The 24,063-nt window shown below is 63.8% G+C and carries 12 protein-coding genes; 8 read left to right on the top strand and 4 right to left on the bottom strand.

Annotation, left to right across the window (positions count from 1 at the left end):
• The 8 genes from ABCR88_RS16215 to ABCR88_RS16250 all read left to right on the top strand — a co-directional run bounded on the left by ABCR88_RS16215 (position 1) and on the right by ABCR88_RS16250 (position 7,927).
• The gene (locus ABCR88_RS16215; protein ID WP_041118187.1) at positions 1 to 447 is read left to right on the top strand and encodes a DUF6484 domain-containing protein; all 447 of its coding nucleotides are present in this window, start codon (positions 1 to 3) and stop codon (positions 445 to 447) included.
• 14 nt (positions 448 to 461) lie between these two features.
• The gene (locus ABCR88_RS16220; protein ID WP_350404879.1) at positions 462 to 1,574 is read left to right on the top strand and encodes a DUF2169 domain-containing protein; all 1,113 of its coding nucleotides are present in this window, start codon (positions 462 to 464) and stop codon (positions 1,572 to 1,574) included.
• Entirely contained in the window at positions 1,574 to 2,614 is a 1,041-nt protein-coding gene (locus ABCR88_RS16225; protein WP_041118185.1) for a 3-oxoacyl-ACP synthase, read from the top strand. The genes ABCR88_RS16220 and ABCR88_RS16225 overlap by 1 nt, the downstream gene beginning before the upstream one ends.
• Entirely contained in the window at positions 2,614 to 3,726 is a 1,113-nt protein-coding gene (locus ABCR88_RS16230; RefSeq protein WP_080774194.1) for a PAAR-like domain-containing protein, read from the top strand. The genes ABCR88_RS16225 and ABCR88_RS16230 overlap by 1 nt, the downstream gene beginning before the upstream one ends.
• Positions 3,727 to 3,753: 27 nt before the next feature.
• The gene (locus ABCR88_RS16235; RefSeq protein ID WP_041118184.1) at positions 3,754 to 4,635 is read left to right on the top strand and encodes a hypothetical protein; all 882 of its coding nucleotides are present in this window, start codon (positions 3,754 to 3,756) and stop codon (positions 4,633 to 4,635) included.
• Between the two features lie 24 nt (positions 4,636 to 4,659).
• A complete protein-coding gene (locus ABCR88_RS16240) occupies positions 4,660 to 5,910 on the top strand; it encodes a TIGR02270 family protein (protein WP_350404880.1) in 1,251 nt (416 codons plus the stop codon).
• A 98-nt stretch (positions 5,911 to 6,008) separates the two neighbouring features.
• A complete protein-coding gene (locus tag ABCR88_RS16245; protein WP_325984646.1) occupies positions 6,009 to 6,989 on the top strand; it encodes a response regulator in 981 nt (326 codons plus the stop codon).
• 20 nt (positions 6,990 to 7,009) lie between these two features.
• Positions 7,010 to 7,927: a LysR family transcriptional regulator gene (locus ABCR88_RS16250; protein WP_325984645.1), complete on the top strand. Its 918-nt coding sequence runs from the start codon at positions 7,010 to 7,012 to the stop codon at positions 7,925 to 7,927.
• Here ABCR88_RS16250 and ABCR88_RS16255 read toward each other — a convergent pair.
• The 4 genes from ABCR88_RS16255 to ABCR88_RS16270 all read right to left on the bottom strand — a co-directional run bounded on the left by ABCR88_RS16255 (position 7,924) and on the right by ABCR88_RS16270 (position 24,062).
• Complete coding sequence (locus ABCR88_RS16255) at positions 7,924 to 11,151, bottom strand: ATP-binding protein (RefSeq protein ID WP_350404901.1); 3,228 nt, start codon at positions 11,149 to 11,151, stop codon at positions 7,924 to 7,926. The genes ABCR88_RS16250 and ABCR88_RS16255 overlap by 4 nt on opposite strands.
• A gap of 79 nt (positions 11,152 to 11,230) precedes the next feature.
• Complete coding sequence (locus tag ABCR88_RS16260; protein WP_041118180.1) at positions 11,231 to 12,700, bottom strand: TolC family outer membrane protein; 1,470 nt, start codon at positions 12,698 to 12,700, stop codon at positions 11,231 to 11,233.
• A 78-nt stretch (positions 12,701 to 12,778) separates the two neighbouring features.
• On the bottom strand, positions 12,779 to 21,781 hold the full coding sequence (locus tag ABCR88_RS16265) for a TcdA/TcdB pore-forming domain-containing protein (RefSeq protein WP_350404881.1): 9,003 nt from the start codon (positions 21,779 to 21,781) through the stop codon (positions 12,779 to 12,781).
• 121 nt (positions 21,782 to 21,902) lie between these two features.
• Positions 21,903 to 24,062 carry a type I secretion system permease/ATPase gene (locus ABCR88_RS16270; protein WP_350404882.1) on the bottom strand — a complete coding sequence of 720 codons (2,160 nt, stop codon included), beginning with the start codon at positions 24,060 to 24,062 and terminating at the stop codon, positions 21,903 to 21,905.
• Position 24,063 lies beyond the last annotated feature (1 nt).

Raw genomic sequence — 24,063 nt, forward strand, 5'->3', positions numbered from 1 at the left:
ATGACGGTTCAATACTCACTGCCCACGCAGGCCCGTATCGATGGCGTAGTCGTCGGTGTACTGCTCGACCTGCCACAGGCCAGTGCGCCCTGGGTGACCTACCCCGGCTGCTCCGAGCAACAGAGCATCGCCGCCCGCAGCACCACCCTGCTCTCCCCTGAAGACATCGGCAGCCAAGTGGCGCTGATGTTCGAAGATGGCGACCCTTCCCGCCCGCTAGTGATCGGCCGCCTGCTGAGCCAGGCCATGGTGCCCGAACCGGTTGCCAGCGTGCAACTGGACGACCAGCGCCTGGAACTGCGCGCCGAACGCGAGATCGTGCTGCGTTGCGGCAAGGCCAGCATCACCTTGACCCGCGCGGGCAAAGTGATCATCCAGGGCGCTTACCTGTCCAGTCGCTCCAGCGGGGTCAACCGCATCAAGGGTGGTTCGGTGCAGATCAACTAGACAGGTAGTCGCCTATGGAACTGCTCAACGCCAGCAAACTGCTTGCTGCCTATACCCAGGGCATGGAGCCCGATGGCCGCGAATCCCTGGTGGTGGTGGCCAAAGGCACGTTTAATCTGCCGCTGGACGGCCGCACGGCGACCCTCGCCGAGACCCAGCAACCGCTGCTGATGGCCGATACATTCCTCGGCGAACCCGGTCTCAGCGCCCCGCTGCAGGAAATGGACTTCGCACCGGTCAAGCCGTTCTGCGACGTGCTGGTGCGCGGCAAGGCCTATGCCCCAGGCGGGCGACCCGTTAGGCAGCTGGCAGCGGGCATTCGCGTCGGTCAGATGAGCAAGGCCTTTTCCGTCCTCGGCCCCCGACAATGGCAATTGGGGCTACTGGGCGTTTCTCCCGGCTTGCCGCAGCCCTTCAGCGAGCAGGACATCTCTTATGCCCAGGCCTTTGGCGGCAGCCATCCGATGGCGAAAGACTCCGAATTGCGTCACTGCTACCTGGACAATCCGACCGGTTGTGGCTGGTTCCCAAGTAGCATGGGGAGTGCTGCCATCGTCGGCATGCCGATGCCGAGCACCGAGGAATTGGGCAAGGCGATCGACAGTCCCTCTGGCGACTTCCGTCCTATGGCCCTTGGCCCCATCGGCCGCAGTTGGCCGCAACGTGCTCGCTTCGCTGGCACTTACGACGATGCCTGGCTGGCCGACCGCTTTCCGTTTCTGCCGGGAGATTTCGACCGTCGCTACTTTCAGGCGGCCCCTGACGATCAGCAGATTCCTTACCTGCGTGGCGGCGAGGATGTGTTGCTGCTCAACCTCACACGCCAGGAGCGCGCGGGCTTTCGCATCCCCGAAATGGACGTGCCGGTGACCTTCTTTCTGAAAAAAGGCGGTCACGAGACTGTGCAAGCGGTGATCGACACCCTGCTGATCGACACAGATGCACTCCAGGTGCAGCTGACCTGGCGTGTCTCCCGTGCGCTACGACACAACATGTTCGAGATCGCTCAGGTGCTGGTCGGCACTGTGTCCACTGGCTGGTGGCGCGCCCACGAACTGGGCAAGGATTACTACCCGTCGCTCTCCTCCCTGGTAAAAGCCAGGCACGCCCCCGAGGAGACAGACTGATGACTACTGCACTTTGCATCATCGGTTCCGGCATGGTCAGCGCCGTTGGCCTCAGCGCACCCGCGAGCTGCGCGGCGATTCGCTGCGCTATCGATAACTTCCAGGAAACCCGCTTCATCGACTGCGGCGGCGAATGGCTGATCGCTGCCAGCGTGCCTCTGGAACAGCCCTGGCGTGGGCGCAGCAAGCTGATCAAGATGGCCGCCTGTGCCATCGCCGAGGCGCTGCAAAGCACCCCTAACGTCGACCCGGAAAAGACCCCGCTGCTGCTGGGGGTGGCGGAAGTCGAGCGCCCCGGCCGCCTCGACGGCCTCGATAAGGGGCTGCTGCACGCCATCGAAACCGAATTGGGCCTGCGCTTTCATCCCAGTTCCAACGTCATCGCCTATGGGCGGGTCAGCGCTGCCGTGGCCCTGCTTGATGCGCGTACGCTGATCTACCAGGGCGGCCATCGCCACGTGCTGATTGCCGGCGTCGACTCCTTCTTGAATGGACCGACGCTGGCCGCTTTCGAAGCACGCGAACGCCTGCTCACTAGCCAGAACTCCAACGGATTTATCCCCGGCGAAGGCGCCGCCGCCGTGGTGCTGGCCGCCCCCGTTGCCAGCGAAGAACCGCAATTGGCCTGCCTCAGCCTGGGGTTCGGCGTGGAGAAGGCCACCGTGGAGGCCGAAGGTACTCCCCTGCGTGCTGAAGGCCTGACTCAAGCCGTACGCGCTGCCCTGAGCGAGGTTGGCTGTGGGTTGGAGCAAATGGATTATCGGCTCACCGACATCTCCGGCGAGCAGTACTACTTCAAGGAAGCCTCCCTGGCCCTGAGCCGTACCCTGCGGGTGCGCAAGGAGTTCTTCCACCTCTGGCACCCGGCCGACTGCATTGGCGAAGTCGGCGCCGCCATTGGCCCGACGATGCTGGCCGTGGCCTTGGCCGCCAGCCGCAAGGGCTACGGTGACGGCCCGAATATCCTCTGCCACCTCGGCAACGACGCCGGCCAACGCGCCGCCGCCCTGCTCAGCTACCAGACCGTGAGGGCTGCCTGATGGCCAACGAGGTGTATGCCAACAATATGGAGATTTCCTGCAAGGCGGCCGATGGCAAGTCCGTCGCCTGCTTTCCGGATGTCTGCTTCACCCCGCCTGTGGCTCCGCCGACACCGATAGGGGTACCCATTCCCTACCCCAATACGGGTATGTCCAAGGACACCACCCGGGGCACACGAACGGTCAAGATCACCCGCAAAGAGGTGATGCTCAAGGACAAGAGTTACTTCAAGACAAGTTATGGGGATGAGGCTGGGAATGCGCCCAAGAAGGGGGTCATCACTAGCAAGATCAAGGGGAAGGTGTACTTCACTTCCTGGTCGATGAATGTGAAGTTCGAAGGTCAAAACGTAGTACGGCACCTTGACATGACGACGCATAACCATGCTTCACAGCCAGGTAATACCCCTCCCTGGCCTCACCTTTCCAAGATGTCGCCGAGCACCCAGGGAAAATGCAAAAGGGAGAAAAAAAGAGAAAGAAAATCCTGCCAGGAATACAAACCGTACGGTGAAAAGAATGTTTGTAAAGAGGCCGAGCTGAGCGGTGCAATGGTCAATGAAAGCGCTTGGGCCAGCAAAGCAGCGACAAGAGCCAAAGCAAACAAATGCTTGTCGGCTCGCCGCTGTCAGTTAGTACCCTACCGCCCTAAGGACGAAGCAGGTATAGCCGGATGCTGTCCAGCACAAACACCTGACCATGTCATACCGAAAAGCTCATTTTCTGTAGGAGCGTTCAGTAACAACAAGCGCCAGCCCGGCTGGGAAGAGTATTCGAAAGATACAGCGCCTTGTATGTGCGTTGAGGGCTGGGGGAACACTCATGGGAGCCATGGTGTACGACACAGCGAGCATAAAGCTCTGGGGGTTATCGCTGGGGTCAAGAAAGGTGATATGCGCGAATTCAGTAAAGAGGCCTCCATGGCGGCCCAAAGTACTCGTGGCGCGTTTCCCGAGTCAAACTGTAGCGAACGCTGCCTCACGGCACAGTTGGCCGACGGGCATAAAAAAATGCTACCGCCAAATACGCAGCCCCCTAAAGTAAAACATTCACCAAGCGGAAGAAGTAAACCAGCGGTATTGAACCGTACCGCGAGAAGACCCTCCCCTTGAGCCACCACCCAATAAACGGATATTCATATGGCTGACGAATGGCTGGAAGATTATTACTACGCTTATGTTGCCGCCGTAGACGCACAGAAATCTTTTTTCGCTTTTCGGGAAATCGGACTAGAAGCCCAGGACGTTTCGCACACTATTTTCCTGGAGTACAACTCTGGAAAGTGGCGAGAAGTTGGCGAGGCGACTTGGGATACCGTTGCCATGACCACCGACCGGTCACAACAGATGCTGGCAATATCCGAAGAGGGTGAAATTGGGGAAGGCTATCTCGGCTCGACCCTCAGCTTGTCGGAAATGGATCCGCCACCGCTAATGCTCAGAGGGATAAGCTCGATAGGCGAATATACCTACTTGTGCGGAGTGTCCCGAGAAGTGTATGTACGCCATGGATCTTCTGCTTGGCAGCCTATACATGCCCCAAAGCCTACAAGTAAAGACAGTGTTTTTGGCTTCGAAGCACTGGGCGGTTTCTCCAATGATGAAATCTATGCCGCCGGCTGGAAGGGAGAAATATGGCTGCGGGAGCAAGGCAACTGGCGGCAAGTCGACAGTCCAACCAACTTTAAAATAACTGCATTGATATGCGCCTCTGATGGTTATTGTTATTTATGTGGCCGCCAAGGCACTTTGCTGCGTGGTAGAGCGGATACATGGGAAATCATCGATCTCGACGAGTTCACCGATGATTTCTGGAGCATTGCTGAACACCAAGGAAAAATATATTTAGCCACCTTGTTCGAAGTATACGTTCTCGATGAAAGTTCTTTGCGGCCAGTCAACTGGAACATGCCAAAGCCCAATACTTGCTACTGTCTTTCCGCTAAAAACGGGGCGCTTTGGTCTGTTGGCCAAAAGGATATCTTGGTACATGACGGGCAGAGCTGGAGGAAACTTGCTTAACGCACTATTTCTCAAGACCTTGAAATGTACTCGAACTTGATTCCGCTGATTTTGGATCAACATGTCGAAGAAGCCAGCTTCCTCGCCGTCCTGCGGGACTATGCCCTGGGCGCACCGCACTACGACTTCGACCACCTCAGCCAACTCGACGAGCGCATCGACGCCCACCTTGACGGCCTTCGCGTCGCCGGCACCTGCGGCCTGGAAACCCTGTTGGCTCAACTTGGGCCACACGCCATTGGCGAGCTGTTCGCCAGTGTGGTGCTGGCCTTCGAGGCGGGTAACGCACAGGTGTTGTCACGGCTCAGCGAGCATTTGCGAAGTGCCGTAGAAACGGAGAGCGGCTACCTGATGGCCTTGGGTTGGCTCGACTGGAAGTGGGTATCGCCCTGGGTCGATCGCCTGCTCGCCTCCCCCGACCCCCTGTTTCTGCGCCTCGGCCTGGCCGCCTGTGGCATGCACCGCCACGACCCCGGCCCAGCCCTGCTTACCGGACTTTCCCACGCCGACCCAAGCGTGCTGGCACGTGCCGCCCGCACTGCCGGCGAGCTGCGCCGTCGTGACCTGATGCCGACCATTCGAAGCCATCGGCAACACCAAGACACCGCCACGCGCTTTTGGGCCAATTGGGCCACCGCGCAGATGGGCGACGAGGAAGCGCTGGAGCCGCTGCGGCAGTTCGCCGAGCAACAGGGCCAGTTCCAGTACCGCGCGCTCTGTGTACTGCTGGCCTGGCAAAGGCGTGAGCACAGCATCGCCTGGATACGTCAGTTGATACAGAACCCTGAGCAACAGCGCGTCGGCATCCAGGCCGTTGGGCTGCTGGGCGACCCGGTCAGCGTGCCCTGGCTGATCCAGCAGATGAGCGACCTGCCGCATGCCCGCGTCGCCGGCGAGGCCTTCAGCCAGATTACTGGGGCAGACCTGGCGTTACTCGATCTGGAATTGCAGGACCTGCCGGATTTCGATGCAGGCCCGAACGACGACCCTGAGGATGCCAATGTCGCCATGGACCCCGATGAGAATCTACCCTGGCCCGACCCGCAGTTGATCGCAGCCTGGTGGCAGGCCCATGGAGGTGATTTCCAGACGGGCGTGGGCTATGTGCTGGGGCTGGCGCAGCGCGAAAGCAGTTTTCAGCAAGCGCTTGTCCGGGGCCAGCAACGCCAGCGTATTGCCGCTGCCTGCGGCATCGCCCGCTTCCGGCCGAGCGAAGTGCTTTTTCCCACCAGCGCACCGGCCTGGCGGCAAAAACGGTTGTTGTTCGGAGGATGAGCAGGCGATTCATTCTCTTCGACTGCGGCAGCTGGACGCTAGGTGCCCATAAACCAAATACGCTAGACTGCCGGCCTATTTTGTTCAGGCCCCTCGTCATGCCCGCAGAGCATGTTCCCAAGCCCTATACGCTCCTGGCCATCGACGATGATCCGCAATCGTTGATCGTGCTGTCGAAAACCCTGACCACCGAGTATGAAGTGCTGCTGGCGAAGAACAGCGAGCGCGGCCTGGCCCTGGCTCGCAGTGCCAGCCCCGATCTGATCATTCTCGACATCCTGATGCCCGAGATGGATGGCTTCCAGGTGCTCAGCGAGCTCAAGAGTCACCCGGCGACTGCAGCCATTCCGGTCATTTTCCTGACCTCGCGCAGCAGCGTCGAAGACGAACGCCTGGGGCTGCTGCTGGGCGCCGCCGATTACATCGCCAAGCCGATTTCGCCACCGGTGGTACTGGCCCGGGTGGCAACGCAACTGGGCTACCGCAACAAACCCCTGCATGGCCTGCAAGCCGTTGCCGGACCTTGCGCCGGCAGCGACATGCGCGACGGTTTTGTCAGTGCATTGACCCTGCAACTGGCCGGCAATCCGCAGATTCGCCTCCAGGCCCTGCTCGATACCCTGTCGATTCTGCTGCGCAGCAGCCCGAGCCGGCGTGACCCCGCGGCCTTGCGTAGCGCTGCCTGCCTGGCGCTGATGGGCCTCAATCAGCCGGGCAGCCGTATCGATCAGGCCCTGGGTCACAGCAGGCTGCTGATTGAGGAGATTCTCGCCCACGCCGAGCCGGAAGACCCGATCCTCAACCTTGCCTGGAAAATCACCCACGCCGATGCCTTGCTCAAGGGCCCTGGCGAGCTGCACACCTGCGAGCAGTTGTCCCTGTCGGCCCGTCTGTTCGCCCTGGCGCTGAACTACCACCTGAGCCTGCTCCAGGCCAGCACCGAGGACCTCCACAGTCGACATGCGCAAGCCGTGGGCCAGATGTATCGCCAGCCCGGGTTCGAGCAATGCATCGCCGGCGACCCGGAGCTACTGTCGGCGGCCTTGCTGAGTTCGTCACAGAGTTTTCTCGGCCGGTGAACGGATGGTGAGCCTGGCCAATGCCTAACTTCGCAGATCTGGAGCTGTTCATTCTGATCGCCGAGCTTCAGGGCCTGTCCCCCGCCGCTCGCGTCATGTCGATCACCCCGGCTGCCGCCAGCCTGGGGCTCAAGCGCCTGGAAAACCGCCTCGGCGTGCGGCTGTTCACCCGCTCCACCCGCACCATGAAGCTCACCCCCGAAGGCGCACGCTACCTGGAAAGTGCCCAGCACGCCTTGAAGATCCTGGCCAACGGCAAGCGCTCGTTGCGCCACGATGACGGCATGCTGGAACTCACGGTGTCTTCCGACCTGGGCCGCAACCTGCTGCTGGACATGCTCGCCCGGCTCAAGCAGGAACGGCCGCGCATGTACATCAAGCTGGCGCTGAGCGACAAGGAAGAGGACCTGCTCAAGGGCCGCTTCGATGCGGCGTTGCGCTACGGCAAGAACCAGGCCCTGGATCTGGTCGAGCTGCCGGTGCTCAAGCAGCATTACTTCATCGCCTGCGCCGCGCCCGATTACCTGGCCGAGCATGGCCAGCCTGAGTCGCCGGAACAGCTGAGCGAACATGAATGCATCATCTGCCACAGCATTGGCCGCCCGGAGAGCCGCTGGCGTTTCCATGGGGCCGGCAAGGTCGAGGACGTGCCGGTGCAAGGGCATTTTTGCTGTGATGATGGCGATGCAGCGCGGCGCTGGGCCGTGGCTGGCCATGGCGTGGTCAACCTGCCGCTGCTCAATGTCGTGGAGGACCTGCTCGCCGGGCGCCTGTTGCCGCTGCTGCCCGGTTGGCAGTCCGACGCGGCGCCGCTGAATCTGGTGGTCTCGCACCGCTCGCAGATCACTTCGTCGTTGCGCGCCTTGCATCAATGCCTGGTCGAGCACTGCACCGACCGCATGGCCCGCTATCAGGCCCTGACCCAGGACACCCGCTAGCCCTGGAAGTCGACAAGCAGGTCATGGGCCTGCTGGAACTCCAACCGGTAGATCCGCTCTTGAATGGCCCGCAGAGGACCACAGGGGTATTGCTCGTACAATTCATCGATCAGCGCCAGGGCCTGGGCATTATGACTGCGCAGCAGCTTGGCCAAGCGCTCCAGTGCCAACACCTGCTCAGCGTCCAGCCCCAGCTGCTGCGTTGCCAGATCCCCGCCAGCTGCCACTGGCAGGGACGCCAGGCCGGCCAGCACCGGTTCCAGGCACCGCGCCAGCTGCTCGATCAGCGGCCCCAGCGCTGCCGGCCCGCCCGCCTGTTCCTCCAGTTGTCCAGCGGCCTCTTTGACCGCCGTGGCACCGATGCTCCCAGCGTTGCCCTGCAGGCTGTGGGCCAGAAAGCCGATGGCGGCCAAGTCGCCTGCGGCATGGGCTTGCCACAAGCGCTCGATGACCTGCTGCTGGCTGTCACGAAAGTCGGCCAGGAGTTTGCGGTGCAGGGCCAGGTCCTGGTTCACCACCGCCAGCCCGCGCGCGGTGTCGATGCCTTCATAAATCGAGTTCAAGACGCTGGTACCCGCAGGCGCCGGAACTTGCGCTAGCGGCATGTCCGTCGCTTTGATCCAGCGCACCAGGGTCCGATAGAACGCCGCGACCTCCAGGGGCTTGCTCAGCAGATCGCTCATGCCGGCCGCCACCGCCCTGCCCTGCACATCGGTCTGGTTACTGGCGGTCACGGCAATGATCGGCAGCCACCGCAGGTGCGGATACCCGCGAATCTTGCGGGTCGTGGCGAAGCCGTCCATGACCGGCATCTGACAATCCATCAGCACAGCGTCAAAGCGCCCCTCCTCAAGCAACAAACGCAGGGCCTGCGCACCGTTCGCCGCCAGCACCACCTGGACCCCAACGCGCTGCAGCAGGCCCTGCAACACTTCCTGGTTGAGCCCGTTGTCCTCGACCACCAGCACCCGCGTCCCCGCCAGCCAGCGTACCGGGTCATTGATAGCGCCCTGCCCCGCTGCGGCGCCGTTCGCTGGCGCCGTAGGCGCGGTGCAGTTTTCCTCAAGCGGTAACGGCGGCAGGCTCAACCGCACGCTGAACTTGAATGTTGCGCCCTGCCCTGGCTGGCTTTTCACCCAGATATCACCTTGCATCAGTTGCACGATTTTCTTCGAGATGGTCAGCCCCAGGCCGCTGCCGCCGTAACGCCGGCTGATGGACCGATCGGCCTGGACAAAGACATTGAACAAGCAGGCCTGCTGCTCGTCGCTGATGCCCACCCCCGTGTCGGTGACGCTGAAGCACAGCAGGACCTGATGATCCCACTGCCGCACCAGGCATACCCCAATACAGACATGGCCGGCCTCGGTGAACTTGATCGAGTTGTCCACCAGGTTGGTCAGCACCTGGGCCAGGCGCAGTGGATCACCGACATAACGGCACGGCAGTGAAGCGGGAATATCCAGTTGCAGGCGCAGCGCCTTTTCTTCCGCGCGCTGGCGGACCAGCAGCAACACATCGTCCACCAGTTCCCGCAGATCGAAGCCCACTTGTTCCATGCTCAGCTTGCCGGCTTCGATCTTCGACAAGTCGAGCACGCCGTTGATGGTGCCCACCAGGTGTTTGGCCGCACGGTCGATCTTTTCGATGTAGTCGCGCTGCACCGGCTCCAGCGGCAGGTCCAGTGCCAGGTGGGCCATGCCGATGATCGCGTTCAGCGGCGTGCGGATCTCATGGGACATGCAGTCGAGAAACTCCGACTTGGCCTGGGTGGCCCGCTCGGCATCCCGTCGTGACTGCTGGATTTGCGCTTCCACCGCCTTGCGCTCGCTGATGTCTTGCAGCACCCCGGTGACCCGCGTCGGCGCCCCATTGGCGTCGCGCTGCATGACCTTGCCGATGTCTAGCACCCACAGCCATTGCCCTGCCTTGTTGCGCATGCGGTATTCGGCGCGGTACTCGCCGACTTCATCGTTCAGGTGCGCCTTGAGCCGGGCCATGACCGGCTCGTAGTCGTCCGGATGCACCAGAGCGGTCCAGCGCTCCAGGCCATGGCCGAAAGCCTGTTCCATCTGCTGTTTGCTGTAGCCAAGAATCTGCAGCCAGACATCGTTGTTGATGACCGTTCCCAGGCTGAGGTTCCAGTCCCACAGCCCCAGGGCCCCGCTTTGCAGGGCCATGTCCAGGCGCTGTTCGCTCTGCTCGATCTGCGCCACGTCGCGCTTGTGCCGCCGGGCATCGGCCAGACGCCGCAGGCCGCCCCACAGCAACAGCAAGAACACCAGGGCACTCAGCCCCTCGATCAGCAGCACCTGTTCCCCCGGCAACAGCGTATCCAGGTCGCCCAGGGTGATCAGGGTCCAGGGACCGCTGGGGTCATTCCAGTCGAAATCCACCCGGGACAGGCTATAGCGCCGGCCGTCCAGCTCGATCACCGACTGATGGGCATCGAAGGGCAAGCGTTCGGGCACCCCGTTGGCAAACGGATAGTCGCTGAACTGGCGGCGGATCTCCCCCGTGAACCGGTTCCAGGGCCAGGCCCGATCGGACTTGAGGATAAAGGCCGGGGAACTGGCGGCCAGCACCACGCCGCTGGGGGACAGAATCATCTTCAGATCGTCGCTGTACGGCTTGCTCAGGCTGGCATCGAGCCTGTCGGCATCAAAACGCGCCACCAGCACCCCGATCACCTTGTCCTGGCGCGTACGCGACTCGAAGATCGGTACCGCCATGTAGAACATGCGAGTGCCGGTGGTGGCGCTGATGGCACCGTAGACACTGCTGCCGCCATCGAGGGCCACCTTGAAGTAGGGGCGGAAGGCGACGTTCAGCCCCAGGGGCGTCTGCCCCTGCTGGTCATGGGCCGCTACCACCACCCCTTCCCGGTTGAGAACAAACGCATGGTTGGCGTCCACCACCAGGGACAGGGTCTTGAGGGGAATAGTGGCCCGCTCCATCAGATCCGCAGAGGGCTTGGGCTCCAGGACAATGCGCTTGAGCGAGGGGTTGTGACGCCCGAGGATCGACAGTGCGCCAATGGCAAAACCGTTGGATTTCCATTGTTCCAGGTCCTGGGCCTGCTCCCGGGTCTGCATCTGGATGCTCGCGCGGTAGACGTCTTCGACCTGCACTCGGTAGTAGTTGCCCAGCGCCACTGCGGCGCCGACCGCGATCACCACGCCCAGGGCATAACAGCAGCGCCTGTGACTGTCGAAGAAGTCCAAAAAACCGTACAACCGTTTGCCCCTTTGCCTTAAAAAAACCGTGCCCGCCAACCCTTGCCTGGGGCGTTGCCAGGTCCTGTCAGCGCTTAGCCAGCCGGCGTGGAAACTCCGGCGGCAGAAAATCGCGGTCCGGATCGTAGTCGGCCTTGAGGTAATCACAAAGCGCCTTGAGGTCCTGGGGCGACAATGTCCCCACCGCCTGCTTGAGCCGCAGGGTGTCGAGAATGTAGTCATAGCGGCTGTTGTTGTACTGGCGCACGGCGTTATAGAGCTGACGCTGCGCCTCCAGCACATCGACGATATTGCGGGTTCCGACCTGAAAGCCCATCTGCGAGGCCAGCACGGCGCCCTGGTTGGAGATGATCGACTGGCGCCGCGCCTGCACCTGATCGACACCACTGTTGAGACCGCGATGCAGGTTGCGGGTCTGCTCCACGACTTGACGCCGCAAGCCGTCGTTGAGGTACTCGCGCTGGTTCATCCGCTGGTGGGCTTCGCGCACCTGGGAGCGGGTCTGGCCGCCACTGAACAGCGGAATGTTCAACTGCAGAGCGACCGTGCGCTGCTCGACATTGCCACCGTAGCCATTGCCACGGATATCGCTGTTGCCGTAGCCCAGGGCGTCGTTGTCCCCGGTCTGGTAGCGCAGCACCGCGTCCAGGGTCGGCGCGTGCCCGGCCTTGCGTGCGCTTAGGGTCTGCTGTGTCGCCTCCAGGGCAAACTGGCTGGCCTGCAGGGTCAGGTTCTGGCGCACCGCCGTGTCCACCCAGCGCCGGGCGTCGTTGGGTTCGGGCAGCAGCACCGGCATGTCGTGGCGCAGCCCCTGGACTGCCTGGTACTGCTGATGCGTCAGGGTGTCCAGGGCTTCGAAGGCATCGTCGGTCTGCTTCTGCGCCACGATGCGGTTGGCCCGCGCCGTGTCATGCCCGGCCTGGGCCTGCAGCACATCGGTGCGGTCCGACAGGCCCAGCTGCAAGCCCCGTTCGGCCAGTTGCTGCTGGCGCTTGAGCGCCGCTTCTTCGGCCTTGGCCGCCGCCAGGGCGTCCTGGGCCTTGAGCAGGCCGAAGTAGGCCTGGGCGCTGTCGAACATGAGTTTCTGCTCGGCGGCGGCCAGCTCCAGTTGGGCCTGCTGGTCTTGTGCTTGCGCGGCCTTGAGGGTGAACCAGCGATCGGCGCGAAATATCGGCTGGTTCAGCACGGCCTGATAACTGGTGGCACTGCGTCGGGTGTCCTGCCGCGGCTGCTGCAGGGAGGTGCTGGTGGCATTGAGATCGGCACTGGCGGACAGCGTGGGCAGCAGGCCGGCCCGGGCCTGGGGCACCGCCTCGGCACGGGCCGCCTGATCGGCCTGGGCGGCTGCCAGCTCGCTGTTGTTCTGCCGGGCATCCAGGTACACCCGCCACAGGTCGCTGGGCAGTGCCTCGGGTCGGGGTTGTGACAGGTGTTGCAGGTGCTGTGAGGTCGCCTGCGCCAGAGGCGCCACCAGCAGCGGGACGGCAAGCAGCCAGCCGGCAAGGGCTCGCTGCCGCGAAATCATGGGTTTGCTCATGGTTGGATCTAACACCGGGAAAAGAGGGCGCCGCAGACAGGAGGGGCTTTGCGCCCCTCCCGTGTTTCTCCTGCGAGGTCAGGTCAGTGAAGGCACCAGCACCGCCTGCGCGGCCTGATGGTTTTTCGGCAGCTGTTCGCGAGCGCCGCCGGTGTCAGCGAAGGCCGCCATGGCCCCGCTGAGTTTTGCCAGGCTGGGGCCCCGACCATCCGTCGCCGAGTCCGGCACATCCGCCGCCGAGCTCAGAGCGTTCGCCGCCGGCAGCGTCTCGCGCTGGCTCCAGGCCAGTTCGAACACGCTGTCCCCGGCCGATCCACTCGGGCCAAAGCCCTTGAGCAGTTGCTCGACGCTGAGCATCGACGAGTCGCCTTTGAGCTCGATCAGCAAATGCCCATGGGCGGCCGCCTGGCTGCCCAGCACCTGGCGCAGCACCAGGGCGGTGCCATTGCCCGTGTCGGTCAGTTGCACATCCTCGCCCCGACGGCTGACGAGGATATTCTTGCCATCGGCCACCGGCAGGATCACCCGATCCAGGGCCAGGCCCGGATCATCGTTGTCGATGACCACCGAGCGGTAATGCGCCCACATCGCCGGGCTGAAACGATAGGTGTCATCCCCGGCGCCGCCGTGCAGCACCACGCTGTCGACCCCGGCAATCAACGGCGGCGCCAGGTCATCCTGACGAGCATTGCCGCTGGCTCCCTGAAGCAGCAGCGAGGAGCCGATGCGCTCGACATTTGCGTAATGGCCCAGCTGCAGCGCCTTGCCGTCCTTGACCTGATACAGCGCCTGCGCCGTCGGGCTGTAGACATAGGCCGAGTTCGGCGTCCCGGCAGCGACGCCGATAAAGCGCAGGTCGCTGCCACCAGGGATGCCGTTGCTGGCGAACATCTGCCCACTGGCAATATCGAACCAGCCGCGGGTGTCGCCGTCCTGCAAGCTCAACACGCCTTTGGCGCCCCACTGGCCAGCCACCGTTGCCAGGGCCTGGGGCAGATTGCCCAGATGTGCCTGTTGCCAACCCTTGTCCACGGCCACCAGTTGCACATCGCCGTTGTTGCTGCGCAGCAGCACTTCGCCTTGCACCGTGGTCAGGCGCAACCCGGCATCGACCTGGACTGCCGAACGCAGTGGCTGCTTGGGCATCCAGTCAATGGCGGCCGGCAATTGCGCCGAGGCCTCAAGCACCTCGTCGCTGCCAAACGCGGTGGCCAGTGCTTGCGCTGTCAGCGGCGGCTGCAGATAGAGCTTGCCGCTCTCGGGCTCGAACAGCCGGGCACTGGCGCTGGCACTGTCGAAGCCGAGAAACTGCAGCGGCTTGCCTTGCAGCGCGGACGATGCCACCACCACCTGACCGTTGTGGTACCACACCGGCAGCGCACTCTTGCCGTCGGCGGCCTTGACCCCGAATACCGCCAGGGTGGCATTGCTGCCGGCGACCTCGGCGAGGTTTTTCCACCAGTTACTGTGGGCCTTGAGCCAATGCTCGTTGACCGCCTCATAGCTCAGCCGTCCCGTCGCCTCGATCCGGGCCATGCGCCCGTCGTTGGTCACGGCCAGCAGATGGCCATTGAGATTGAGCACATTGGCCAGGGGCGGCGTGCTCAGCCGCAAGGCGCTTGGCTGGCCGGCATCGAGCACCTTCTGCCCCGGCCCTTCCTGGCGGAACAGCACCTGCTGCGCCTTGCTGTAGAAGTAAAACACTTCCTGGCCACCGGGCTGCGCCTGGCTGCCCGCCAACACCAGGTCGGCCGGAATCTGCCAGGCGCTTTGCACCTGCCCCGGGGCATCGGCACGTGGCGCCTGCCCGGCCGGTGGCGCCAGGTTCGGCTTGATCACGATGCCGTCGCTGCTGCGCACCCAGTAGCGGTGCGCGACCTTGGCGTTATCCAGACCAAACACCGTGATCAGTTCTGCCGCAGTCGGTTCCAGCATGGGGGCACCCAGGCTGTACAGCGGGGTATCGCGCTCGGTGGCCTGCGTCTCGTAGCCCTTGAGCAGGGTCTTGAGGCCGTCGCCATGCTGGTCGGTGCGCGCCGACAGCTGCAGCAGCGACTCATCGCCGACCACCCCCACCAGCTCCATCCGGTCACCGAGGATACGGAAGCTCAGTTCGGCTTCCCGCTCCTTGAGTTGATAACGACGGGCCAGATACACCGCATCGCCCTCTTGCCAGAACCGGCTGATCTGGCCGGCGCTCTGGTTGAACGAAGGGGCGAACTGCGCATCGACCTTGCCGCTGGCAATATCGACCCGCCACGCGGCGGCGTTCTCGGCATCGACGAAGTAGGCATGCTCGCCGATGACCGCCCCCAACTGGGCGTTGCGAGCCTGTTGCACATCGGTGTCGGTGAACAGCATGCGGTCCTTGGCGACGTCGTAGTACGCCCGACCGACATTGCGCTCACCGTGCTTGTAGTTCTCCACCAGCACGTATTGGCCGTGCAACTGATGGGCCTGGGCCAGCTCCTTGAGGTGCTGTTCGATGCACTGCCCGGGTACCTGCCATTGGCTGGCGTCTTCCTTCACCACGTAAGTGGTCTGGCCGGCAAAATCGGCTGCCCGTACTTCGCCCTTGGCGTTGACCAGCAGCACCTGCCCGCTCTGGGCCGGATCGAGCTTGACCTTGACCCCACCCACCAGCAAGTGGTCCTTCGCCACGGTGATGCTGTCGCTTTCAAGCTGGCTGCTGTCGATGATCCAGCGTGACGGCTGAGTGCCGGCCTCGTTGCTGAGCCTGACCTCGGTGCCTTCGTTGAGGCCGATCAGGTATTCGCCGCCTGCGCCCTGGATGTCGTAGCGCAGGTAGCCGTACAGCTCCTTGGGCAGCTGCGGTATCACCAATTGCCGGCTGTGCCCATCGAGCAGCACTTCTACCGGCGTCTCGACGTACTCCTGGTGAATGCGCCGGATCGTCTCCTCGCTCGGGAAGATGTAGAAGTCGTAGTCGAAGCGCCGGTCCTGCTCGAGCTTGCGAATCACATCGAAACCCGTGTCATGCCGGGTGGTGGCCCCCGGCAGGATCATGTACTCGTAGCTGATGTAGGACTTGGGCGTGCCCGGCAGTATCACCGTCCTGTTGTCGCCGTGTTCGAGTTTCGGCGGCTTGGCGCCGTGGCCAATGCCGCTGCGCACCTCGATCGCCTGGGCGCGGTCGTGGATCATCCGCGGAAAGTCCCCGACCCAGAAGAAGTAGTTGATCGCCCCGGAACCGGTGGAGCCGTGGTGGGTGCGGTAAATGTACTGGCTGTCGAAACCGACCTCGTTGGTCCGCAGATCGAGGCGCTTGACCACCGCCCCGGGCAGCGGCACCAGCACCTGCTGTTTCTCGTCATAACGGTAGCCGTTGCCCTGGTAGGCCTTGTCCAGGGTGTCGAAGTAACGTCCCACCGCCTTGGCGTCTTCGGCCACCGCGCCAAAGGCCTGGGCCAGTGCCGTGAAGCCTACCGCCAGGCCACCGAGGATCACCCCAGCGCCCCCCAGCACCGCGGCCGTTGTCGAGGCACCGATCAGCCCGGCACCGATACCCGCCGCGCCACTGACAAAACTCGCCGAGTCGAACGCCAGCTGGGTGCCGAATACGGCTTTCTGCACATCGTTCTCGGCATGGGCCAGCTCATAGGCATCCAGGCCGACCATGGCCCCGCCAAACAGCACGCCTGCGCCCTCGTTGACCGTGTGCCCCAGGGTCGAGGCAAAGTCCTTGAGCGAGGACTCGGCGGCCAGGGCTTCGCCGCGCAACGCGGTTTGCACCAGTTGGGTGACCTTGGCCACATCTTGCAAGGTGCCATGGCCAATCTGCGCCAGGCCCAGGTAGCTATGGATCTTCAGGGCGGTGGCCAGGTCCGGTGAAACCACGCCTTGGGCCGCATCCTTGCGGTTCTTGTCGGCAAACCACTGGATCAGCGTCTGGACCGCAAAGCCCGCGTTCAGGCCGTCCACATGCGCCACTTCGCCGACACCGCCGCGGGGCCGGATCTGCCCATGCTCCAGGGTGAAGTGCTCGTTGAGCACGCTCATGTGCTCATCGACGAAACGACGGAATTCGACAAAGGTGCCATCGTCGGTGCTCAGCCAGCGGGTCTGATCGGGCTGGTCGCGGTTGATGAACTGCACCCGATAGCCGCCCTCCGGCTGTGGCTCGGTGTTGGCGATGATCGGTATCCACTGGCTGCTCAGCTGGTGTTCCCGGGCCAGCCGGGTGCTGGCGGCGTCGAAGCGAGCCCCCCATTGCTCGGCGTCGAACGTGGTCAGCGCCGCGCCCAGGCGCAGGTCCTGGCTGACGCGCTGCTGGGCACCCACCGCCTGCTCCACCTGGCGGCGTTGGCCGATGACGCCGGCCAACTCCTCGGGACGGGACAGATCGGCAACGTTCAGCCCGCTGCCCACCGGCACCTCGGCCATCTTGTGGGTGTCGATCTCGATCAGGTTGAAGGCCGGCTGCGACTGGCTGCCGAACGAGCCGTAGTGCGCCGCCAGTTTGCGGCGTACCAGGTGCTGCTCCATGGCCTTGGCCAAGCCCTTGCTGGAGTCGAAAGCGAAGATCCCCACATTCGGGTCATAGAAGTAGTAGCGACGGCCTTCGGGGCCCTGGGTACTGCCCACCATCATCGAGTGATTCTGGGTGTTGAGGGCAAACATCGAGTCGCTGCTGCTGTTGGCCAACCGTGCCACCACGTCGGACAACTGGAACTGCCCCAGCGCCTTGGAGGCCTGGACCGCGTCGACATTGGAATGCAGCCGGATCAGGCTGTTCTTGAGCAAGGTCGAGCTGCCCGCCTGGGGATCGGCCGAGGCCAGGAACAGCTTCTGCACCAGGCTGTTGACCCCCGCCTCACCACCCCTGGCCAGGGCGACGGCCATGGCCCTGACCAGCGGGTAGCAGCGGCCTCCGGAGCGGTCCCCCACCAGCGACAGGTAGAAGTCCTGGGGCGCCAACTGGCCGAAGACACTGCCGGCGCCCCGGAAGTCCTCACTGAGGGTCGCGGTCTGGCGCAGCACTTTGTCGATGTATTCGGCCAGGCTGGTCTCGCTGATGCGGGCACTCAGGGCGCCACGCTGCCCAGGCGTGAGCTGGCCGTCGAGAAACAGGCGCTTCATCTCCAGGGCCGACTTCTTGTCGTCCAGCCCGGGGATCTTGATCTCGCGAAAATCCCGCACGCCGTCACTGAATGCCGTGCCCCGGGCCCCGCGCTGATAGGCCTCGGCAATGGCGTAGCGCTCGCCCACGCTGGTGCTGCGCTCATCGCCCCCGCCCTGGATCGCCGTGTCGTCGGTGCGCACCACCGCAGCACTGCCCTGCTTGGCCTGGATCTGCTGCCAGAGCCAGGTCTTTTCCACCGAAGCGGCCTCACGCAACACCGGTTCGTACTGCGCCCGATAGAAATCCTGCGTGAGGTTGAGCTGCTTGATCTGCTGGTCGATCAGGCGCTTGTCGCTGGCCTCGCGCCGCTGCTCCTGGAGTTGATAACGCTGGTTGCCGAGCTGTTCGATGTCGGCGCTGACCTTGGCCTGGACCGCATCGCGCAGCCGATTCCAGGCGGCAATGGCCGGGTGCTCGGGAGAAAAGTCGCCGCCGCTGTAGACGCCATCGGCCACCCCTTCAGTGGACACGCCGAACTGGGTCGCCACCTTCTTCAGGTTCTGGTGCACCTGTTCGCGGTACTCGGCGAACTGGGTCCGGTTGCGTTCCTGCACCTGGCTGTCGGCGGTCTGGATGGAAAGAGGCTCTGCACCCTCGCGCAACTTCAGCCAGACCATCTGCCCTTCGCGCTGGTACTCCTGGCGCTGGAACACCAACTGCCACTGGCCGTCGACGACCTGCATGTACGCCGCAGCCAGGCCCTCGGCGGTGCCGGCCACTTGGTAGTCCTTGTAGTCGACCGCCATCACCACGTTGTCGTACAGCAGCGAACTGTTGACCCGACCGTCGTGATAGACCCGATAGGTAGTGGCGTCCAGGCTGGTCACCACCAGCGAGCAGCCCGACAAGGTGCCGGTAAAGAGGAAGCTGCCCGCGCGCGCCTGCTTGGGAATGTCCACATAGGCCGGCGCGGCGTTGGCCTGGTTCGGCCCGTTGTAGCCGAGGAAATACGCCGGCACGCTGTCCGGGCTCCCGGCGCTCACGGAGTTGGCGCTGTGCTCGGTGTATTCGAGCTCATACAGCCTGGGCGCGACTTCCACCAACTGCACGTTGCCCTGGGCCGGCAAGCGCCCCGCCTTGACCAGGGCCTCGGCACTGAGGGTGTGAGTCTGGGCGAACTGCACCGGGTCGGCGGCAAACTGATGAATGTCGGCGCTGCCCTGGCGCGGTTCGAAGCCTGCCCCGTGCCCTGCCAGTCCACTCTTGAGTTGCTGGTCCCTGGCGGCCTGCCCCAACAGCGCGGGCAGCGGACCCAGGTCGGTGAAGCGCGGTGGATGGAACTCCTCGCTCGGCGCCAAGCCTTGATTGACGATAGGCAACACTCGGGCCATCACGGCGTCGTACAGCTCCCCATGCAAAGCCTCCCGGCGCCCTTGGGCACGGTAGCGGTCGAAGGTCTGCAGCAGGTCCTTGCCGATGCTGTCCGGCCCTTGTGGTTCATAGCGGGCGGCGACATACAGGGTTTCGAAGAACGAGTGATAGCCGTTGCGGATCATGAAGGCCGCGTTGGCCATCTGGAACTGCCAGTACTGCTTGACGCTCGGCGCACTGCCGAACAACTCCGGCAAGGCATTGCTGACGGTCTGGGTGGTCCCGGAGATGCCCCCCACGAACGGGGTGTCCAGGTCGTTCATGTAGCGCGTGGCTTCATTGTTCGGATCGGGACGGAACTGGCTGTAGCTGCGGTACTTGTCGTCCTGGATCAGCAACGCGGCATCGGTCCGGGCCTGCTCCGGGTGGGTATTGAGGATCAGGTAAGGGTCGGGCTGGTTCAGCCGGTTGTTGATCATGACCTTGTCGGCGCCGGTTTTTGGCGCAAGCGCGACATGGGCATTGACAGGCACCGCGGCCTTGGAAAAGCTGTCGGCCACGGGGCGCAGGGCATGGAACAACGCCTGTTTGCGCAGGCTGCGGCCCTGGTCGCCGGACAACAGCGCCTCGACCGTCGGCCGCAAGGCACCGTCGGCCGGCGCCAGGCCCTGGGGGCCGCTCAACAACAGGTTCAGCAGTTTGCTGTCCAGGCCGCGCTCCACTGCCACCTGATCGAAGACATGCACCTTCGGGTTGCCTGGATGCTGCCCGGCGTTGGCGCTGGCCACTCGCTGTGTTTCCACCTCGATCGCCTGGGCACGCCACTGTTCGTACAGAGGGGCCAGCAGCAGTTTGGCCTGGGCAATGTCGCTCTGCAGATAACCGCCCTGCAGGACCTTGTCCAGTGCCTGGTTCTTCAGCAGATTCTGCCCCAGGCCGAACAGCAGCTCATCGTTGTCGTGGCTCTGCCACACCGACGCGGCGAAGGCCTGTTCCCACAGCACCTTGTTCAGGTTGTTGCCCTTGATATCCCGCAGGCTCGGGCGGCTATGTTGCGCCAGCAGCACCCCGGCCGGGGTGATGTGGTTGCGTTCGAGCAGGCGCGTCAACTGTTGCACGAAGGTGGCGCGCTCGCTGCTGCCTTCGAACAGCCGGCTGGCCTTGAAGCCCTCGCCGCGCAGTTGTTCCAGGCGCTCGAAAAACGCCGCGTTGTATTGATACAGAATCTCGGTCTGGGCCTTGCTCAGGTGGCTGCTGCTGACCTTGTCGCCCTCGACGGTCATCACGGCAAAAGGCGTCGCCGAACGGTAAGCGTCACCCTGGGGCATTTCCAGCAGGTACTGGTGCTCGGCAAAGCCGACCGAGCGCTCCAGCTCGTGAATATTGACGAACAGGCCGTCGCGGTCCGGGTGGTAGCTGTTCTGCCGATAGTCTTCCACACCCAGGGTCTGGAAGCTGGTGATGTCCGCGTTCTGATTGATCAGCTCGCTCAAGGCGCCGGCCAAGGGCACTTCGCGACTCACGCTGGTGCCGGGCGACTGGCCCGAGACCTGGATACCGACCTGGTTGGGCACTTTGCGATCGACGTTGGTCAACAGCAGCTTGCGGCCGTTGCTCAGCACCTGGGCCTTGAAGCCTTCGCGCAGGGAGCTTTCCGACACCAGGTGGTTGGCGAAGTACTGCTCGACGAACCCGGTCTTGACCAGCACCGAGCGAATCGGTGCATAGGTCGGCGAGCGCATGGACGGTGGCTCGCTCTTGAGCCGGTACTGTTGCTGCCAGGCCAGGGAACGGGCAGCGGTGCCAAAGGAAAAATTCAGCACGCCGTCGGTGGGCACCACCAGCCGACCGTGCTCCAGGTAGAAGTCCTTGAAGCGGCCATCGGTGCTGGCATTGACCAGCGCCACGTTCATGCGGATATAGCCCGGGCGTTCTTCCATCATCAAGAGTGAAAGGTTCACCGGCAGCTCGTCGGAGGCCCGGGGCGCCTTGGCCAGTGCGTCCAGGCTCGCGGTCTGCTGCTGCGGGGCGGCCTTGAGCCAGGCGTTGTAGCGGGTACTCACCTCCTTGTAGGCCTGCAGCTCGGAGAACAGGGTCACATAGGTCTGGCTGAAGGTGGAGTCGGCCACCTGCAGGCTCAGGTGCTTCTCCAGGCGATTGATTCGGCCCTTGAGCTCTTTCTGCTTGGCCGGCGCATCGGCTTGCAGGACCTCGGCCTTGGCGCCACCGGGACTGAGCAGTCGCAGGGCCTTGTTCCAGGTGCTGTCATAGTGGCTGATCGCCGTGTGCTGGCGGCTGTACAGCGCAATGTCACGGTCCAGTTGCTGCTTGTAGGCAATGGTGGCCGGCGTGTCGGCGATGGTGTTCATTTCTTTGCGGCGTTGTTGCAGCACCTGCAACTGGTCGCCCACCGAGACCGGGTTGTCCTGCATCTGGTAGTGCTGGGCGGCCAGCACGCTCAGGGTGCTCTGCTGCATGTCCAGCAAGCGGTCGCCGACCTGGCCGATGTACGCGGCACGCTCGTCGGCGCTCATGTTGAACCATTCGGTTTGCCGCCCTGCCGTCTTGATCTGTTGGTCGATCAGGGAATTGAGCAGGCGCGTGAAGTCCTTGGACATAAAAGCCATTGCAATGATCCTTTGTCTGTTTTGAGCCAAGCCCTGCGTCTCGCGAAGGGCTGCCTATGGGTATGGAACTGCGGGGTGGGGAGACATGACGGGTGGGCGAGTCCTCCTGCCGTCGGTGGGGTCAATCCTTCATCTGCAGCGCCCACTGCCGGGCATACAACCCGTCCAGGGCGAGCAGCTGTTGGTGTGTGCCTTGTTCGAGCACCCGGCCCTGATCGATGACCAGAATCCGGTCCGCATGGCGCAGGGTATTGAGGCGATGGGCGACGCTGATCACCGTGCGGCCGCGGACGATGCCCTGCAGGTTGGCCATCACCGCCGCCTCCGACTCGTAGTCCAGGGCACTGGTGGCTTCGTCCAGCAACAGGATGCCGGGGTTGGTCAACAGGGCCCGGGCCAGGGCAATGCGTTGACGCTGGCCGCCGGAGAGCTGGCCGCCACGCTCGCCCACCTCGGTCTCGTAGCCCTGGGCCAGGGCCTCGATAAAGGACGTCGCCCCGGCCAGACTGGCGGCGTGCCGCACCTCGGCGTCGGTGGCTTGAGGCCGGCACAGGCGGATGTTCTCGGCAACGCTGCCGGCGAACAGCACGCTTTCCTGGAGCACCACGCTCATGTTGCGGCGCAGGGCCACCGGGTCGGCGATGGCCAGGTCGATGCCGTCCACCAGCACCCGGCCGTGCTGGGGCACATATAGGCGCTGCAGCAGGCGGGTCAGAGTCGATTTGCCGGAACCGGAGGGCCCGGTAATGCCGACGAACTCGCCCGGCCGGATCTCCAGATCCAGCTGGCGCAGCACTTCCTGGCCGTCTTCCTCGTAGCGAAAACGCACCCCCTGGAAGCTCACCCCGCCCTGCAACGCCGGCACCGAAGCCAGACCGCCGCTGCCGCTTTCACAGTCGCTGTCGAGAATGTCCCCCAGGCGGCGCAGGGAAATCAGCGTGTGCTGGAAGTCCTGCCAGACCTGGGCCAGACGCAGGATCGGCTCCACCACATGCCCGGCCAGCATGTTGAAGGCCACCAGTTGGCCGGGGCTCAACTGGCCATCCAGCACCAGCATCACGCCCCACCACAGCAACAGCGCCGCGGTCAGCTTCTGGATCAGGCCGATGCCCTGACCGGCCCAGATCCCGACGATGCGGGTGTGGAACGCCGCACGCACATAAGCCGCCAACTGGCGCTGCCACTGCTGCTGGAAGGCGCTTTCGATGGCCCCGGTCTTGATAGTCTCGATGCCGGTCACGGTCTCGGTGAGAAACGCCGTGTTGGCCGCATTCAACTCGTATTCGCGCAAGGCCCGGCTGCGCAGCAAGGGGCCCACACACAGCCAGAAGAGGAAATACAGGGCCAGGGAGCCCACCACCACCCAGGTCAGCAGCGGTGCGTAGCTGTACATCACGGCGATGAACAACCCGCAGAACGCCAGGTCCAGCACCAGGGTCAAGGCCGAGCCGGTAAGAAACTGGCGGATCTGTTGCATCTCACCGACCCGGGCGATGATCTCGCCGCTCTGGCGCCGCTGGAAATAACCCAGCGGCAACTGGATCAGATGCTGGTACAGGCGCGCGGACAGCTCGGCGTTGATCTTGCTCGCCACATTGCTGAACAGCCAGGACCGCAACAGGCCGAACAAGGGCTCGAACAGCGCCAGGGCCAGCATGGCGATCCCCAGCACTTGCAGGCTCGACAGGCCGCGACTGACCAGGACCCGGTCGATGATGTTCTCGAACAGCAGCGGCGTGACCAGCGCTACGCCTTGCAGCATCAGCGACACCAGCAGCACGCTGCGAAACTGGCGCCCATGCTTGAGGATCGACGGCAGGAACCAGGAGACGCCGAAACCACCCGTCTTCAGCTGCACATGCCGCTCCGCCAGCAGCAACACCTCTCCCTGTCCCTGATCATGGCCTTGCCAGAGCGTCGCCAGCTCCTGGCGCGACAGGGTCTGGCATTGCCCCTGCAGCGGCCAGAACACCCGGACCCGGTCGCCCTCCACCGCGTCCAGCACCGCCCAGCCCCGAGTGGTGTCCAGCAGCGCCGGCAGCGGCAGGTGATGCAAGCGCTGCACCCGGCTCTGCACTGCCCGTGCGCGCAGGCCGATCCAGCCGGCGCAGCGCCGCAGGTCAAGGCTGTCGGCCGGACCTTCAACCCGTCCCAGGCGGTGAGTCAGTTGCGCCACGCTGATGCTCAGGTCGAAGCGCCGGGCGGCCCAGGCCAGGGCGTGCAGGCCGGTGTCGAGCATTGTCGGTGAGGGTTCAGAAGCGGCATCGAAAGCGCGGGTCATG

Source organism: Pseudomonas sp. W17 (genome assembly GCF_040268305.1).
In the GTDB taxonomy this organism is placed as follows: Bacteria; Pseudomonadota; Gammaproteobacteria; order Pseudomonadales; family Pseudomonadaceae; genus Aquipseudomonas; species Aquipseudomonas protegens.

What these genes read in the sequence shown, in the direction of transcription:
- ABCR88_RS16215 (WP_041118187.1), top strand. Translation starts at nt 1, where the DNA reads ATGACGGTTCAATACTCACTGCCCACGCAGGCCCGTATCGATGGCGTA.
- ABCR88_RS16220 (WP_350404879.1), top strand. Translation starts at nt 462, where the DNA reads ATGGAACTGCTCAACGCCAGCAAACTGCTTGCTGCCTATACCCAGGGC.
- ABCR88_RS16225 (WP_041118185.1), top strand. Translation starts at nt 1,574, where the DNA reads ATGACTACTGCACTTTGCATCATCGGTTCCGGCATGGTCAGCGCCGTT.
- ABCR88_RS16230 (WP_080774194.1), top strand. Translation starts at nt 2,614, where the DNA reads ATGGCCAACGAGGTGTATGCCAACAATATGGAGATTTCCTGCAAGGCG.
- ABCR88_RS16235 (WP_041118184.1), top strand. Translation starts at nt 3,754, where the DNA reads ATGGCTGACGAATGGCTGGAAGATTATTACTACGCTTATGTTGCCGCC.
- ABCR88_RS16240 (WP_350404880.1), top strand. Translation starts at nt 4,660, where the DNA reads ATGTACTCGAACTTGATTCCGCTGATTTTGGATCAACATGTCGAAGAA.
- ABCR88_RS16245 (WP_325984646.1), top strand. Translation starts at nt 6,009, where the DNA reads ATGCCCGCAGAGCATGTTCCCAAGCCCTATACGCTCCTGGCCATCGAC.
- ABCR88_RS16250 (WP_325984645.1), top strand. Translation starts at nt 7,010, where the DNA reads ATGCCTAACTTCGCAGATCTGGAGCTGTTCATTCTGATCGCCGAGCTT.
- ABCR88_RS16260 (WP_041118180.1), bottom strand. Translation starts at nt 12,700, where the DNA reads ATGAGCAAACCCATGATTTCGCGGCAGCGAGCCCTTGCCGGCTGGCTG.
- ABCR88_RS16265 (WP_350404881.1), bottom strand. Translation starts at nt 21,781, where the DNA reads ATGGCTTTTATGTCCAAGGACTTCACGCGCCTGCTCAATTCCCTGATC.
- ABCR88_RS16270 (WP_350404882.1), bottom strand. Translation starts at nt 24,062, where the DNA reads ATGACCCGCGCTTTCGATGCCGCTTCTGAACCCTCACCGACAATGCTC.